14 protein-coding genes are annotated in these 15,577 nt (G+C 71.1%); 3 read left to right on the top strand and 11 right to left on the bottom strand.

Translation table 11 applies throughout. From position 1 onward, the window contains the following. Positions 1 to 129 precede the first annotated feature (129 nt). Positions 130 to 465: a KUP/HAK/KT family potassium transporter gene (locus tag OH807_RS38395; protein WP_406209200.1), complete on the top strand. Its 336-nt coding sequence runs from the start codon at positions 130 to 132 to the stop codon at positions 463 to 465. Positions 466 to 882: 417 nt separating this feature from the next. Here the strand turns inward: OH807_RS38395 and OH807_RS38390 are convergent, their stop codons facing one another. After that, positions 883 to 1,476 (bottom strand): hypothetical protein, encoded by a 594-nt coding sequence (locus OH807_RS38390; protein WP_406209197.1) that lies wholly within the window; start codon positions 1,474 to 1,476, stop codon positions 883 to 885. A 24-nt stretch (positions 1,477 to 1,500) separates the two neighbouring features. After that, a complete protein-coding gene (locus tag OH807_RS38385; RefSeq protein WP_406209194.1) occupies positions 1,501 to 1,779 on the bottom strand; it encodes a hypothetical protein in 279 nt (92 codons plus the stop codon). Between the two features lie 226 nt (positions 1,780 to 2,005). Here OH807_RS38385 and OH807_RS38380 point away from each other — a divergent pair, with 226 nt between their 5' ends. Further along, positions 2,006 to 3,556: a Na+/H+ antiporter gene (locus OH807_RS38380; protein WP_406209191.1), complete on the top strand. Its 1,551-nt coding sequence runs from the start codon at positions 2,006 to 2,008 to the stop codon at positions 3,554 to 3,556. A gap of 174 nt (positions 3,557 to 3,730) precedes the next feature. Next, positions 3,731 to 4,153 (top strand): DUF3592 domain-containing protein, encoded by a 423-nt coding sequence (locus OH807_RS38375; RefSeq protein ID WP_406209189.1) that lies wholly within the window; start codon positions 3,731 to 3,733, stop codon positions 4,151 to 4,153. A gap of 127 nt (positions 4,154 to 4,280) precedes the next feature. Here the strand turns inward: OH807_RS38375 and OH807_RS38370 are convergent, their stop codons facing one another. From OH807_RS38370 to kdpA, 9 genes are all read right to left on the bottom strand, one after another. Beyond that, positions 4,281 to 4,580 (bottom strand): hypothetical protein, encoded by a 300-nt coding sequence (locus OH807_RS38370; RefSeq protein WP_406209186.1) that lies wholly within the window; start codon positions 4,578 to 4,580, stop codon positions 4,281 to 4,283. A gap of 62 nt (positions 4,581 to 4,642) precedes the next feature. Further along, positions 4,643 to 4,858 (bottom strand): hypothetical protein, encoded by a 216-nt coding sequence (locus OH807_RS38365; protein WP_406209184.1) that lies wholly within the window; start codon positions 4,856 to 4,858, stop codon positions 4,643 to 4,645. A 189-nt stretch (positions 4,859 to 5,047) separates the two neighbouring features. Further along, positions 5,048 to 5,731: a hypothetical protein gene (locus tag OH807_RS38360; RefSeq protein WP_406209181.1), complete on the bottom strand. Its 684-nt coding sequence runs from the start codon at positions 5,729 to 5,731 to the stop codon at positions 5,048 to 5,050. 229 nt (positions 5,732 to 5,960) lie between these two features. After that, on the bottom strand, positions 5,961 to 7,328 hold the full coding sequence (locus OH807_RS38355; RefSeq protein WP_406209178.1) for a hypothetical protein: 1,368 nt from the start codon (positions 7,326 to 7,328) through the stop codon (positions 5,961 to 5,963). Positions 7,329 to 7,724: 396 nt separating this feature from the next. Beyond that, positions 7,725 to 8,399: a response regulator gene (locus OH807_RS38350; protein WP_406209176.1), complete on the bottom strand. Its 675-nt coding sequence runs from the start codon at positions 8,397 to 8,399 to the stop codon at positions 7,725 to 7,727. Next, a complete protein-coding gene (locus tag OH807_RS38345; RefSeq protein WP_406209173.1) occupies positions 8,396 to 11,026 on the bottom strand; it encodes an ATP-binding protein in 2,631 nt (876 codons plus the stop codon). The genes OH807_RS38350 and OH807_RS38345 overlap by 4 nt, the downstream gene beginning before the upstream one ends. Before the next feature lie 124 nt (positions 11,027 to 11,150). Continuing rightward, positions 11,151 to 11,780: a potassium-transporting ATPase subunit KdpC gene (kdpC, locus tag OH807_RS38340; protein ID WP_406209170.1), complete on the bottom strand. Its 630-nt coding sequence runs from the start codon at positions 11,778 to 11,780 to the stop codon at positions 11,151 to 11,153. 15 nt (positions 11,781 to 11,795) lie between these two features. Further along, positions 11,796 to 13,916: a potassium-transporting ATPase subunit KdpB gene (gene kdpB / locus OH807_RS38335; RefSeq protein WP_406199634.1), complete on the bottom strand. Its 2,121-nt coding sequence runs from the start codon at positions 13,914 to 13,916 to the stop codon at positions 11,796 to 11,798. Next, entirely contained in the window at positions 13,916 to 15,577 is a 1,662-nt protein-coding gene (gene kdpA, locus OH807_RS38330; protein WP_406209167.1) for a potassium-transporting ATPase subunit KdpA, read from the bottom strand. Before kdpA ends, kdpB begins: the two co-directional genes overlap by 1 nt.

Genomic DNA, 15,577 nt, shown 5'->3' with positions numbered 1-15,577 from the left:
AGCGCGGGGCCCGGCGAGTCCGGTTCGGCGGGCGCATCGCCCGCGTCCGTGGTTCATCCGGCCACTCGGGCGAAGGCCAGTCCCGGGAGCCACAGCAGTCCCGTCAAGCCCGTCGTGACCGGCCTGGGCGTGGGCACCGAGCCTGCCCAAACCATCGTCGACGACCTCGGATACGCCGAGGACGGGATCATCCACGTCACCGCCCGGTTCGGCTACGTGGAAACACCGGACGTACCCGGCACCCTGGCAACGCTCACCCCGGCCGAGACCGAGGGACAGCTGCAACTCGACCAGGCCTCCTACTTCCTGTCGAGGATCGAGCTCCGCCGCGGGAAGACACCCACCATGGCACCCTGGCGCAAGCGGCTGTTCATCGCCACCTCCTACATCACGGCCGACGCCGCCGAATACTTCGGCCTCCCCCGCGACCGCACGATCATCATGGGGTCCCACATCGAGGTATAGGCGCGCCGTCCTGCAAGTCACCGCGACCACAGCAAGGCGCGCCGCATCTGTTCCGGTCCGCCCGGATTCGCCCCCATCGCCGGGCAACGTGCGATGGCCCGGCCCGAAGCCATGAAGTTCACTGCGCCAGGACGAGCAGGGCTGTAACGACGGAGGCCGCCGCCCCGGGCAGGGGTGACGGCCTCCGGTGCCGCGGTGCTCGGCTTGATGCCAGGTGTCACCGAGTGCACGCGGTACCTGGCCCATGTGGGACGGCCCGACGGGTTGCGGCGACGGGGTGGGGAGGTCGGTAGGCGCAGGTGGTGTTGCCGCCGAGGCTGGTGGTGACGCTGGCGAAGCCCTTGCCGAGGATGTCCTCGCAGCGGGCGGCGGCGGTGCCGTTGCCGAGCTGGTACGGCGCGCGGCGCTGCGCGCCGCTCAGTCGAGGTGATTGCCCAAGGCCGACGCCTCGGCTGCCGCGTCCGCGCGCCTCTGCAGGAGTTCGCGGTGGCGCTTCGCCGGCGGGTAGGCGGCCAGGCTGCCGACCGCGAAGAGCCCGAGGAGTAGGGCTCCATCGGGGCGGGCGTCCGCGATGAGCACCGCCAGCACCGTGAAGAGCGCAGCGAGGAGCAGCAGGAGGGCCGGGTCGTTCTGGGCACGGATCCGGTCCGCGGAAGGTCCGGGCATCCGGTCGGGGGCGGGGCGGAGCGGGGTGTGGCCCTGGGGCCGGCCCGGTGGTGTCCACGCCCACGGAGTGCCGGCTCCTGCGGCGCAGGTCCACGGCACCGGGGAGTGAACGCCGGGGGTCAGGTTGGGCCTGCGCATCCAGGCGCCTCGGGCGCGCGCGGCCGGGTCTTGGTCGACGACGGCCAGAAGTTCCGTGTTCGGCCCGGCGCGGCGCTCGCTCGCTATCCGGTAGCCGTAGAGTCGGCAGACCCAGCGGGCTTCGGCGTCGGTGGCGCGGAACAGGTGGGGCCGCAGAGTCACGGCAATCCGGCCGTCGAGTTGCTCGGCGAGTTCGGTCAGGTTCACGGCCTGCGCTTCCGGCTCGATCGGTCAGGCGGCCGGGTCCGGCCGGCATGCGTCGAGTGCGGTCGAGGCGTCGGTGACCGCTCGGTCCACCTCGTCGGTCCGCCAGTGCCACCGGTTCAGCGCCACACGGAGCGCGTTCCCCGTGGCGAACCCCTCGAGGGCGGCCACTGCGGCAGTACCGGACCGCTCACCGAGCGCTCGGGCCTCGGCGTTCTGGTCCGCGATCTCTCTCAGCACGGCCCTGACCGACGTGGGGCTCCCGCCAGAGCCGGTCTTGCCCTCGTTCTTCGGCGAACCACTCACCGCTGATCATTCCCCCCGGGTCGGCAATTCGCTCAAACTAGCTATCGGAGAGCTGAGTTAACAACTCGTCAACCGCTCCGAACGCCTTTCCTGACGGCTTCCTGACGCCCTCGGCAAGAGCTTGATAAAATACGATCACGGTGTGCCGGGAAGCCTGGTCGGCCGGGGGACGGACCGCGGCAGTCGGCCGCGGCGCCCCCGTGAGCGAAGTCCGGGGTTTCCACAGATGCGCGCGGTGGGCACGGTTCTCCTTCTTGTGGTGCTGGCGACGGCGGTGGCCACCGGTGCCCGCCGATGGCGGGTGCCCGCGCCGTCCCTGCTCGTCCTGGCCGGGCTCGCGGTCGCCCTGATACCCGGGGCGCCGGCCCTGCACATCGCGCCGGAGACCATCGGCCTGGTCGTCCTGCCACCGCTGCTCTACGCCTCCGCCGAGGAGTTGTCGCTGCGCGACCTTCGCGCGGTTTGGCGTCCGGTGACGGTGCTCGCCTTCGGCCTGGTGCTGGCCTCCGCCGCCACCGTCGGCCTGCTCGCCGCCGCGCTGACGCCGCTGCCCGGGTCCATGGCGTTCGTTCTCGGCGCGGTGCTGGCCAGCACCGACCCGGTCGCGGTGACGGCTCTTGGCCGGCGGCTCGCACTACCCGGGCGGGTGCAGGTCCTCGTCCAAGCGGAGAGCCTGTTCAACGACGCGACCTCGCTCGTGTTGTTCCGGGTCGCGGTGACCATCGCGGTGGCCACCGGCGCGGTCGGCTGGCAGTCGGCCGGGGGCCAGTTCCTGCTGCTCGCGGGCGGTGGCTGTGCGATCGGCGCGGCGGTGGCCGGCGCCGTCGCGCTGATCCGCCGCCGCACCACCGACCCGGTGCTGGAGACCGTGATCGCGCTGGTCACTCCATACGGCGCCTACGTCCTCGCCGAGTCCGCGCACACCTCCGGGGTCACCGCCGTGGTGGTGGCCGGAGTGCTTCTCGGTCACTCGGGGCACCGGCTCAGCGACGCCCGGATCAGGCTCCAGCTGCACGCCGTCTATGCGGTGGTGATCTTCCTGCTGGAGAGCGTGGTGTTCAGCATCATCGGGCTCGAACTGCCCACCCTGGTCAAGGAGCTGCCCGGCGGCACCGGGCTTTGGCCACTACAGGCGCTCGCCCTGGCCGCGGTGCTGATCGGGCTGCGAGTGGTCTGGATGCTGCCACTGTCGGCGGCGGTCAAACCGACCGGGGGCCGGCCGTCCTGGCGGGTGGCGAGTGTGGTCGCCTGGGCCGGCACCCGGGGTGTGATGCCACTGGCTGCCGCCCTCTCCATCCCGCTGGCCGCCGATGACGGACAGCGACTGGACGGGCGCCCACTGGTCCTGGTGCTGACCACGGCCGTGGTCGTCTTCACCCTGGTCGTGCAGGGGCTGAGCCTGGCCCCGTTGGTCACCCGGTCCGGGCTGGCCCTGGCACCGGAGCACACGGCGCGCGAGGAAGCGCAGGCCCGGGCCGCCATCGCCCGCGCCGGACTGTCCCACCTGGACCAGCTCACCGACCTGGAGTCCGTCCCCGACCACGTCCTGGACCGGGTCCGCCGGGGCCTGGAGGCCCGCCTGCGGCACGCCGACGAGCCGGACGACTCGGCTGGTGTCGACGTCCTGGCCTCCTACCGGGAGGTCCGCCGCGAGGTCATCGCCGTGCAGAGCGAGGAACTGCACCGCCTCTACGACGACCACCGGATCAGCGACACCACCCTCCGGCAGCTCCAGCGCGACCTCGACCTGGAGGAAACCGGCCTCGGCGGGCGGTGAAGGCGGCGGCCGACGATCCCGGGGAGTCCGCGCGGCGGCCGGTTCGAGGCGCTCGTGCACCCGCCGTGGAACCTTGACGCAGGGATAACGTCACGCCCGGTCGGCGACGGCGATACTGACAGGGCCGCGAGCGGTGGATCCGGTGGACGGCACGGCCCGAGGACGGGAGGAACCGTGGGAACGACGACCGGGATCACGGCCGCCCTGGCGGTGTCCGCGGGTCTGGGCGGCCTCGTCGCCTACCTGGCCGGACTGGCCGGACTGCGCGACCTCCGGCGGCTGCGCCAGGTCGGCGTCCCGGTGCGGGCACTGGTACGCGAGCGCATCCCCGGGCCGGAGGACCGCTCGGCCGCCTCCCGCCCGCTGCTGCAGTTCACCACCGAGGACGGCCGCGTGGTCGAGGTCTTCTCACCGGTGCCGGCGAGCCGGCGAGCACCCCTCGTCGACGGCTCGTACGTCGCCATCCGCTACGACCCGGCGGACCCCCGCCAGGTCCTCGTCACCGGGCGCGAGCGCCGCGGACTGGAGTACGTCTTCCTGGGGCTGGGCAGCGTCATGGCACTCACCGCACTCCTCCTGGTGGTCCTGAGCGGGTGACCTCGTCCTTCGGCCTACGCAAGGGGCATCACCTCTGTCGCCGTCCGACCGGAACCCCGGGAGGCCGGCCGTGGTGTCCCCGCTGCTACCTCGTCCGCCGGTTCCTGGGCGCGCTCGGCGCAGGACCCTAGTGCGGCGCGAGGATCACGAGAACGACGGCCGCCACGACGAGAACGGGTACGAAGACGAGGGCGAGGCCGAGCACGGCGGGAGTCAGCCGGTCCCGGAACTGCTTCGAGGGCCGGACCCGTGCGGCCGGGTCCGTGCTCAGCTCCCACCAGTTGACGACCCGCTGGAACTGCTCGTCGAAGTCGGGGGCCGGATGCGCGTCGCCGCGGTAGAGCCCGGGCAGCGAACGACGCCGCCCGCTCGCCAGGAACATCCGAACCGCGTACGACGACGAGCTCTGGCCCTTGGACTCGCGCACGTCGATCCACCGGATCTCGTACCAGGGGTAGGTCCGACCGCGCCCAAGGCCCCAACAGATGGTTATTCCGTCGGCCCCGACCCGCTCCAGCTCCGGTACGACAGGAGGACGACCGGGGCGAGGAGAACGATGCTCCCGCCCATCAGCCAGGAGAAGCCCACCGCGCCGAGCTGGGTGAAGGCGGCGGACCCTTCGACGACCAGGACGACAAGGGCCAGCACCACGTACAGCTTCGTCGGACGAGTCCGATCCATCGCCCGGAAGTTCAGTTCGATCACATTCGGCACACTACGCCTCCGGCCTCGGCCTCGAAACGGCGGGATTGGACCGTCATTGACGGTTGGTCAGAGATGGACGGTGGGTGTCGGCGCAAGCCCGAGCCCGGGTCCGCACCGCCGACCTACGGGGTGGCGGCGCGGGACCGGGGACGGTGCTGCCGCCCCGCTGAGCGGCGCCCCCGCCGGACGTCAGGCCAGCGCGGTCCCGAACGGGTCCACGCCGGGCAGGGCCGGCAGGTCCTCCACAGCCGGCAGGTCCGGCACCCGGAAGCGGACGCTGCGCAGGAAGGCGACCAGCAGTGGCGCGTAACCGTCCGCCCAGTGGTCCGCGTCCGGGGTGGTCGGTTCAGCGATCAGGACGCCGGGCAATGGCGGCTGCAGCGGTAGGTGGGCCTTGGCGGAGAGCAATGGGACGTTCTGCTCGCCGGTGAGCTGCCAGCCCGGGGTCTGCTCCAGGGAGACCACCACCGGACCGGCCGGAGCTTCGAAGCGGCGCACCAGGCGATGCGGTCCGTGCCCGTCGGCAGGGGCCGGCACAGGGGCGAGCATCTCCGTCAGGGCGGCGGCCACCGCCTCCTGCGGCGCGTCACCTGCCGTCTCCAGCTGCGTGACGGTCAGCGTCGCCAGGGACAGCCGCCCGTCGAGGGTGCCGACACAGGCGCCCGACCAGATCGCGTCGAGCTCGTTCAACGCAGCCGAGCCTGCCAGGTAGAGGTCGGTCAGCGCTCTGCGCCGGTCGGCGCCAAGCCAACCGGCTTGCTCGCCGAGCCGGCTCAGAACCAGCTCGTACGCCTCCTCCGGGTCGTCGGTGGCATGGAACTCCTCGAAGAACTCCGGGACTTCGAACTCCACGCTGCCGGTGGCCGGGTTCACCGCGTCTCCCCTCCGTCGTTCTGCTCACCCGCACGGGGTGCGGGAGGCGGCTCGGGCGGCGGGATCGTCCCGCCGTCCTCCGGGTACATCGGACGGCGCCCGCCTGCGCGGGCCAGCAGCCGGTGTCCGGGTCGAGCACCGCCCGGACCCGGGCGCTCCCGAAGCGGTCGGAGAGCTGTTTGAAGCCCTCCAGGCGGGTCCGAACGCGTTCCCGGCGCCGCAAGCCGCGTCAGGCGTACTCCCGCAGCCTGGGTCGGACCCCCAGCAGGGTGAGCGCCAACACCGCCGCGAGCACCGTCCCGCCCGCGGCCGCGGAGACCGCGTCGAGGTCGTCGTCGGTGGCCGCGACCGCGTGGTCGAGTGCGCGCTGGTTGATCGCCTGGACGTCGTCGATCGCCGTGCTCAGGACGCCGAAGTCGGCGTTGGACTGGCCGGCGGCGAGGCCGGTGTTGAAGGTGACGGCCTCCTTGAGGAGCCCCTGCGCGTACAGTTCGCGAATCTTGCGGTCGTCCCGCTGGTAGGCCTGGAACGCCGCCAGCACCCGCTCGGCCGCGTCCTGCTCGCCGACGAAGGTGATGTTCCTCAGCTCGTCGCCCAGGAAGCCCCCGAAGCCGACGGCGGCATGGTCGGCCCGGTGCGTGTCCGCCAGGGCGGCGAGCTTCGCGTTGTAGCCGGAGAGGGTGGCGCCGTCGACGCGGGCGAAGGCCTGGGTCTTGTCGAAGAAGCTCTGCTCGTACGCGGCCGCGCGGGCCGGGTCGGTCAGGTAGCGGCTCTCGTCCGCGTTCAGGTCGTACGCCACCGCACGGGCCCGGCCGAGGGCGATCACCGAGTCGTAGGAGTTGCTCTTCACGACGGTCAACTGGTGGTCCGCCCGGGAGGCGAGGGCCAGCCCGGTGATCAGCCCGGAGAGGACCAGCAAGGTGGTCACGGCGAGCGGCACGTTCACCAGCCGGTGGAAGCGCACCGTCAGCACGCGCTGGAGGGCACCGAGGGCCGCGAGCGCGAGCAGACCGGTGACCAGGATCCACCACCAGCCGGTGTCGACATCTCCCCGTTGGGCCGCGTAGATCCGTTCCACGGTGGCCGAGTTGGCCGCCGTGACCTCGTCCACGGCGGGCAGCAGGCGCTGCCGCAGCAGGTCGGTAGCCTCCCGGTAGGCCGTGAGCGCCTCCGCCGACGGCTTGCCCGCGGGCGCGTGGGCCTGCTCCTCCAGCAGCTGGGCCCGGGCCACCCGGCTCTCGTAGCGGCCGAGTTCACCGATGACGGTCTGCACCGCCCGCTGCCCAGCCGGATCGCCGGCCACCGCCTCGGCGACGCGTTGCAGGTCGGTGTCGGCCTGGGCACGGCGCTGCTCGTACGTCTCCAGGGTCTGCTTGCGCAGGACCTCGAAGTCCGGATCGGCGCCGAACAGCAGCAGATTGGCGGCCTGGGCATCCATGTCGTTCAGCGCGAAATACAGGTCCGCGGAGCGCACCACCTGGGGCGCGGCGTGGTGGCCGATGGTATCGGTGCCGCCGCGGGCCCCGATGAGGACGGTGGCAGTGGCCGCTGCCGTGGTCAGCAGCGCCGCCAGGCAGAGCCCGGTGAGGCCGCGCACCAGGCGCGGCGAGTTCCACCACGAGCGGTGGAGCCAGCCATGGGCGCCCCCCGCACGAGGATTCCAGTGACGGGAGGCGCGCGGCACGGGTGTTGATTCGAGCGGATCAAAGTCCGCCTCCCCCGGCGAACCCGTTGCCCCCACGACAACCGATCTGCTCGACGTACCCGTTGGCATCGCCGCGCGCCCCCCTCCCCTGTTTTTCACTGGCCGCCGAAACGGCCCCGGAGGAACCGCCGGGGCTGGGATTCGGCACGGCGCGCCGCCAGTCGTTGACTCTGGCGGTTAACCGTTCCTCACCGCTGACGCTATGCCCCGCCGATGCCGTGATCGGACCACCCTGACGCCCCCTTGACGAGTCACCCGGCGATCTTGACGAAGCCTTGGCGCCGCAAGTCACGGCTGGTAGCGGTAGCCGATTCCGGGCTCGGTGACCAGGTGGCGCGGTCGGCCCGGATCGGCTTCGAGCTTGCGGCGCATGGCGGCCAGATAGACCCGCAGGTAGTTGCCGTGGCCCGCCCCCTCCGGTCCCCAGACCTCGGCCAGAATCTGCCGCCCGGGCACCAGCCGGCCGGGATTTGCCATCAACAGGGCGAGGATCTTCCACTCCGTGGGCGTGAGCCGCACCGTTCCGTCCGGCCCGGTCACCGTGGCGGCGGCGAGATCGATCTCGTACGGGCCGATCCGCGGCGGCGGTCCGGGGACAGTGGTCACCGGCCGACGCAGGATGGCCCTGAGCCGCGCCAAGAGCTCGTCCATGACGAACGGCTTGGTGACGTAGTCGTCCGCGCCCGCGTCGAGCGCCCGGATCTTCTCCCCGGTGTCGGCCCGTCCGGACAGCACGATGATCGGAACGTCCAGCGTGGAGCGTACGCCCCGGATGACGTCCACCCCGTCGAGGTCGGGCAGCCCGAGATCCAGCACCAGCGCCTCAGGAGGCGCCTGTCCGACCGAGTCCAGCGCCTCCTGGCCGGTGCCCGCGGTCAGGACCGAGTAGTGGCGCGCCTGGAGACTGATCCGCAGTGCGCGCAGCAGCGCCGGCTCGTCGTCGACGACCAGGATGTGGCTCATCGGTACGTGTTCCTCTCCAGGTGGTCCGCACCGGCCACAGGCACCGAACCCGTCAGGGTGCCCCCGTCAATGGCCGCCTCGTCCGGGGCGGCGGGCAGGGTCAGGAGCATGGTGGTGCCGCCGCCGGGGGTGTCCTCGACGTCCAGGCTGCCGCCCATGGCCTCGGCGAGGCCTCGGGAGAGCGCGAGGCCGAGGCCGACGCCGGTGGTGTTGTCGGTGTCGCCGAGGCGCTGGAAGGGCAGGAAGACGCGGTCTCGGTCCTCGGGGGCGATCCCGGGGCCGCGGTCGATCACCCGGACCTCGACCCGCTCGGCGTGGTGGCTGGCGGCGACCAGCACGGGCGCGCCGGGTGCGTTGTACCGCAGCGCGTTGGCAATCACGTTGGCCAGCACGCGCTCCAGCAGTGGCGGGTCGACCAGCACCGCCGGCACCGTGTCCAGGTCGAGCGGCTGAACCGGCGCGTACGGGTCCGGGAGCGAGTCCACCGCGCGCGGCAGGATCTCTTCCAGATGTGTGGGCGCCAAGTGGAGGGTGAGGGCGCCGGCCTGGAGGCGACTCATGTCGAGCAGGTTGTCCACCAGCCGGGTGAGCTTGACCAGGGACTCGTCCGCCATGGCGAGCAGCTCGGCCTGGTCCTGATCCGAAAACGCCACATCTGGACTGCGCAGCGAGCCGATCGAGGCGAGGGCGGCGGCCAGTGGGGTGCGCAGGTCGTGGCTGACGGCGGCGAGCAGGGCGGTGCGCATCCGGTCGGCGGCCTTGATCGGCTCGACCTCGGCGGCGACCACTGCGAGCCGGTCACGTTCGAGGGCGGCGGCGACGTGCGCGGCGAAGGCGGTGAGGACGCGCTGGTCGGCGGCGGGCAACCGGCGGCCGGTGAGAACGAGGAGGGCGCTCTCCCCGACGGGCATCTCGGTCACCTCGTGGTCCGCGACACGGCCGTCCCCGCTTCCATGCTCGGCGCCGGCGTCAGCCACCGCCTCGCTGCACGCGATCGTCCGGCCGGTCGCCCGGTCGAGGAGGGCGACGGAGTGCATGCCGAAGGCCGTCCGGGACTTCTCCAGCAGTGCGGGCAGTGCGTCGGCGCCGCGCAGCACGCTGCCGGCGAGGGTGGAGAGGGTTTCGGCCTCGGCGGTGGCCCGGGCGGCCCGGGTGGTGAGCCGGCTCGCGTGGTCGACCACAGTGGATACGGTCAGGGCCACGGTGGCGAAGGCGATCAGGGCGACGAGGTTGTTGGTCTCGCCGATGGTGAGGTTGTGGACGGGCGGGATGAAGAAGTAGTTCAGCAGCAACGAGGCGATGACGGAGGCCAGCAGGGCCGAGGTCGCTCCGCCGAGCAACGCCACTGCCACCACGCCGAGCTGGAAGATCAGCGCGTCCGTGGTCAGGTTCAGTTGGGTGTGGAACGGAGACAGCAACGCGGTCAGCAGCGCGGGAACCACCAGCCCCGATGCGAACCCGGCGACGGTGCGGCGCCTGGAGTGGCGGCGGCCGAGCGAGGGCAGCCGGCCGCGGCCGGTGAACTCGTGGGTGACCATGTGGACGTCGATGTCCTCGGACGCGTCCACGGTGGTCTGCCCGTTGCCGGGCCCGGTGAGGAAACGGGTGAGGCGACCCCGGCGACTGGTGCCCAGCACCAGCTGCGTGGCGTCATGCGCCCGGGCGAAGGCGAGCAGTGCGGTCGGGATGTCATCGCCGACCACCACGTGGTAGCTGCCGCCCAACGCCTCGACCAGCTGGCGCTGCTGGGCAAGGGTCCCCGACGACGCCCCCGCCAGCCCGTCACTGCGGCTCACATGCACAGCGAGCAGATCACCGCCCGCCGTCCGGTCCGCGATCCGGGCGGCCCGGCGGATCAGGGTCTCGCCCTCGGGGCCGCCGGTGAGGGCGACCACGACGCGTTCGCGGGTCTCCCAGACGCGGTCGATGTTGTGGCTGGCCCGGTAGTCGCGCAGGCCCTCGTCGACCCGCCCGGCCACCCAGAGCAGGGCGAGTTCGCGCAGTGCGGTCAGGTTGCCGACCCGGAAGTAGTTGGAGAGCGCGGCGTCCACCTTCTCCGCCTTGTAGACGTTGCCGTGGGCCATCCGGCGGCGCAGCGCCTGGGGGGCCATGTCGACGAGTTCGATCTGGTCGGCCCGGCGGACCACCTCGTCCGGGACGGTCTCGCGCTGGGGGATGCCGGTGATCTTCTGGACGACGTCGTTCAGCGATTCGAGGTGCTGGACGTTGACGGTGGTGATGACGTCGATCCCGGCGTCGAGCAGCTCGTCGATGTCCTGCCAGCGCTTGGCATTGCGGCCACCCGGGATGTTGGTGTGCGCCAGCTCGTCCACCAGTGCCACCGAGGGACGCCGGGCGATCAGGGCGTCCAGGTCCATCTCCTCGAACTCGGCGTCCCGATAGGTCCGCCTGATTCTTGGCAGCATTTCGAGCCCATCCACCAACCCTTCGGTGAATCTCCGCCCGTGACATTCGATGTAACCGACCACCACGTCCGCACCGCGCTCCTGTCTGCGGTGGGCCTCGTCCAGCATCCGGTAGGTCTTGCCGACACCGGGGGCGGAACCGAGGTACACCCTCAGCCGGCCACGACGGTGCGTGGTACCGAGGGTGAGGTCGCGAGCCATGGGCGCTGCTCTTTCGTCTGAGGGGGCCGATCGGAGGTACAGCGGATATGGGCGACCGACCCGGGCACAGGAGAGGTTCTCCTGTGCCCGGGTCGGTCCGGTCACGCGGTTGTACGGCGCGACGTCACTTCTGCTCGCTCAGCGCCTTGTTGAGGAGGACGACGTTGACGCCCTCCTGGCCGAGGAAGCCGAGCGAGCGGCCCTCGGTGTACTTCCCGATCAGCGTGTTCACCGCCTGGACCGGCAGGTTGCGGGTCTTGGCGACCCGGTCGGCCTGCTCCTTGGCGTAGGCCACGGAGATGTGCGGGTCGAGGCCGGAGCCGGAGGCGGTGATCGCGTCCGCCGGCACGCTCGCCGGGTCGACGCCGTCGAACGCGGCGACGGCCTTGCGGCGGTCCTCGACCGTCGTGGTGAGGTCCTCGCTGTTGGGGCCCAGGTTGGAGGCGCCGGAGACCTTCGGGTCGTAGCCGTTGGCCGAGGGCCGGGGCTGGAACCACTGCGGGTCCGGCTTGGCCTCCTCGTTCTGGTCGTCGGGGTTCTGCTTGGGCAGGTTGTAGTTCTGGCCCAGCAGGCTGGAGCCGGACTCCTTGCCGTCGACCGTCACGATCGACCCGTTGGCCTTGTCGCTGAAGGCGACCTGGCCGATGCCGGTGACCAGCAGCGGGTAGGCGAGGCCGAGGATCACCGTCATCACCAGCAGCATCCGCAGTGCGGTGAAGTGCGTGCGCACGGTGGTGGGCAGGGGCTTGGACATCTGGGTTCTCCTCTCTCAGCTCAGGCCGGGGATGAACTGGACGACGAGGTCGATCAGCTTGATCCCGATGAAGGGGACGACCAGCCCGCCGAAGCCGTAGACCCCGATGTTCCGGCGCAGCAGTGAACTGGCGTCGGAGGGGCGGTACTTGACGCCGCGCAGGGCGAGCGGGATGAGGCCGACGATGACGAGGGCGTTGAAGACGATCGCCGAGGTGATCGCGGACTGGGGGCTGTGCAGGCCCATGATGTTGAGCTTGTCCAGGCCCGGGTAGACGGCGGCGAACATCGCCGGGATGATCGCGAAGTACTTCGCGACGTCGTTGGCGATCGAGAAGGTGGTGAGGGCGCCGCGGGTGATCAGGAGCTGCTTGCCGATCTCGACGATCTCGATCAGCTTGGTGGGGTTGGAGTCGAGGTCGACCATGTTGCCGGCCTCCTTGGCCGCCATGGTCCCGGTGTTCATCGCGACGCCGACGTCGGCCTGGGCGAGGGCGGGGGCGTCGTTGGTGCCGTCGCCGGTCATCGCGACGAGCTTGCCACCCTCCTGCTCCTTCTTGATCAGGGCCATCTTGTCCTCGGGGGTGGCCTCGGCGAGGAAGTCGTCCACGCCCGCCTCCTCCGCGATCGCCCTGGCGGTCAGCGGGTTGTCGCCGGTGATCATGATGGTCTTGATGCCCATCCGGCGCAGCTCGTCGAACCGTTCCCGCATGCCCTCCTTGACGACGTCCTTGAGGTGGATGACACCGAGGGCCTTCGGGGCCGCACTGCCGGTCCTGGAGGCGACGAGCAGGGGGGTGCCGCCGGCGGCGGAGATGCCGTCGACCAGGTCGGCGACGTCCCTGCCGACCGTGCCGCCGTTCTCGGTGACCCAGTTGGTGACCGAACCGGCCGCGCCCTTGCGCACCGAGTGGACGCCGTCGGCCTCGTCGAGGTCGACGCCGGACATCCGGGTCTGGGCGGTGAACGGCACCCAGGTGGCGTGCGTCAACTCGCCCTGGGCGCGGGCCCGCAGGCCGTACTCGGTCTTGGCGAGGACGACGATCGAGCGGCCCTCCGGGGTCTCGTCCGCGAGGGAGGAGAGCTGCGCGGCATCCGCGAGGTCACCGATGCTCACACCCTTGGCCGGCTGGAACTCGGCGGCCTGGCGGTTGCCGAGGGTGATGGTGCCGGTCTTGTCGAGCAGCAGGGTGTTGACGTCGCCCGCGGCCTCGACGGCGCGGCCGGACATCGCCAGCACGTTGCGCTGGACGAGGCGGTCCATGCCGGCGATGCCGATCGCGGAGAGCAGCGCGCCGATGGTGGTCGGGATGAGCGCCACGATCAGGGCGACCAGCACGATCATCGACTGCGGGGCGCCCGCGAACGTCGCCATCGGCTGGAGCGTGACGACCGCGATCAGGAAGACGATGGTCAGTGAGGCCAGCAGGATGTTGAGCGCGATCTCGTTCGGCGTCTTCTGCCGGGCCGCGCCCTCGACCAGGGCGATCATCCGGTCGATGAACGACTTTCCGGGCTCCGAGGCGATCTTCACCACGATCCGGTCGGAGAGCACCTTCGTCCCGCCGGTGACCGCGCTGCGGTCGCCACCGGACTCGCGGATGACGGGGGCCGACTCGCCCGTGATCGCCGACTCGTCGACGGAGGCGACGCCCTCGACGACGTCCCCGTCGCCCGGGATGATCTGCCCGGCCTCGACCACCACGTGGTCGCCGAGCCGCAGTGCCGTCCCCGGCACCTCCTCCTCGGCCCGGCCCTTCGGCCAGTCGAGCAGCCGGCGGGCCATCGTGTCGGTCTTGGTCTTGCGCAGGGTGTCCGCCTGCGCCTTGCCGCGGCCCTCGGCCACGGCCTCGGCCAGGTTGGCGAAGACCGTGGTCAGCCAGAGCCAGACCGTGATCGACCAGGCGAACACCGACGGGTCGGCTATCGCGGCGACGGTGGTGACCACCGAGCCGACCTCGACCACGAACATCACCGGGTTCTTCACCATCACCCGGGGGTCGAGCTTCTTCACCGCGTCGGGGAGGGAGGCGACGAGCAGCTTCGGGTCCAGCAGGCCGCCGGATACTCTGTGCGGCGCCGCCGCGGCGGGCGCCTCCGGCTGCGGGGCCGGCTTGTCGGTCAGGGTGGACGACATCAGGAGAGACCTTCCGCGATCGGCCCGAGGGCCAGGGCCGGGAAGTAGGTGAGGCCGACGACGATCAGGACGACGCCCGACAGCAGGCCCACGAACAGCGGCTTGTGGGTGGGCAGGGTGCCCGGGGTGGCGGGGACGGGCTGCTGCTGCGCGAGCGAGCCGGCCAGCGCCAGGACGAAGACCATCGGCAGGAACCGGCCGAACACCATCGCCAGACCCAGCGCCGTGTCGTACCAGTCGGTGTTCACGGTGATGCCGGCGAAGGCCGAGCCGTTGTTGTTCGAGGCGGAGGTGAACGCGTACAGCACCTCGGAGAAGCCGTGTGCACCGGAGTTGAGCATCCCGGCCCGCTCACCGGGCAGCGCCATCGCCAAACCCGTGCCGATCAGCACGATCGTCGGCGTGGTCAGGATGTAGAGGGAGGCGAACTTCATCTCCCGGCCGCCCAGCTTCTTGCCCAGGTACTCCGGGGTCCGGCCGACCATCAGACCGGCCACGAAGACCGCCACGATCGCCAGCACCAGCATCCCGTACAGGCCGGAGCCGACCCCGCCGGGCGCGATCTCGCCCAGCATCATGTTGAACATCGTGATCCCGCCGCCGAACGGCGAGTACGAGTCGTGGAAGGAGTTCACCGCACCCGTCGACGTCAGCGTCGTCGACGCCGCGAACAGACCCGAAGCGGCCACGCCGAACCGCTGCTCCTTGCCCTCCATCGCCGCGCCCGCCGCCTGCATCGCGGCACCGGAGTGCTGCGCCTCGAAGAAGGTGATCAGCGCCACCGAGGCCACCCAGAACAGACCCATCACCGCGACGATCGCGTAGCCCTGGCGGTTGTCCCCGACCATCTTGCCGAAGGCGCGCGGCAGCGCGAACGGGATCAGCAGAATGAGGAAGATCTCCAGGAAGTTCGTGAACCCGGTCGGATTCTCGAACGGGTGCGCCGAGTTGGCATTGAAGAAGCCGCCACCATTGGTGCCCAGCTCCTTGATGACCTCCTGCGAGGCCACCGGCCCGCCCGGAATCGCCTGCGGGTCGCCCGCCAGGGTGGCCACCTCGTGGAAGCCGTGGAAGTTCTGCACCAGACCGTTCGCAACCAGGACCAGTGCGAACACGATGGACAGCGGCAGCAGCAGGCGCAGGGAGATCCGGGTCAGGTCGACCCAGAAGTTGCCCAGCCGGTCCGTGCGGTTGCGGGTGAAACCGCGGATCAGTGTGGCGACGACGGCGATGCCCACCGCGGCGGAGACGAAGTTCTGCACCGCCAGGCCGGCCATCTGCACCAGGTGGCCCATCGCGGACTCGCCGCTGTAAGACTGCCAGTTGGTGTTGGCGACGAACGAGATCGCGGTGTTCCACGCCTGGTGGCCCGCCATCTGCGGCACCCCCAGGCTCAGCAGCAGGTGGCCCTGGAGGCGGATCAGACCGTAGAGGAAGAGCACGGAGACGGCCGAGAAGGCCAGCACCGAGCGCAGGTACGCCGGCCAGCGCTGGTCGGCGTCGCCGTCCACGCCGATGACCTTGTAGAGGCCGCGCTCGACTCTCAGGTGCTTCTTGGAGGTCAGGAGGTGGGCGATGTAGTCGCCCAGGGGCCGGTAGCACAGCACCAACGCGGCCACGAGGGCCAGGAACTGCAACCAGCCCGCAACAGTGGAGCTCAT

The sequence above is a fragment of the Kitasatospora sp. NBC_01560 genome, assembly GCF_045208415.1.
Taxonomy (GTDB): domain Bacteria; phylum Actinomycetota; class Actinomycetes; order Streptomycetales; family Streptomycetaceae; genus Kitasatospora.
The sequence above is the reverse complement of the archived record's forward strand: the minus strand, read 5'-3'. Positions and strand labels throughout refer to the sequence as shown.

Bases quoted from the DNA above. Each gene is read 5' to 3' on its own strand.
- OH807_RS38345 (WP_406209173.1), bottom strand. From the start codon at position 11,026: ATGGCTCGCGACCTCACCCTCGGTACCACGCACCGTCGTGGCCGGCTG.
- kdpA (WP_406209167.1), bottom strand. From the start codon at position 15,577: ATGAGCTCCACTGTTGCGGGCTGGTTGCAGTTCCTGGCCCTCGTGGCC.
- OH807_RS38350 (WP_406209176.1), bottom strand. From the start codon at position 8,399: ATGAGCCACATCCTGGTCGTCGACGACGAGCCGGCGCTGCTGCGCGCA.
- kdpB (WP_406199634.1), bottom strand. From the start codon at position 13,916: ATGTCGTCCACCCTGACCGACAAGCCGGCCCCGCAGCCGGAGGCGCCC.
- OH807_RS38380 (WP_406209191.1), top strand. From the start codon at position 2,006: ATGCGCGCGGTGGGCACGGTTCTCCTTCTTGTGGTGCTGGCGACGGCG.
- kdpC (WP_406209170.1), bottom strand. From the start codon at position 11,780: ATGTCCAAGCCCCTGCCCACCACCGTGCGCACGCACTTCACCGCACTG.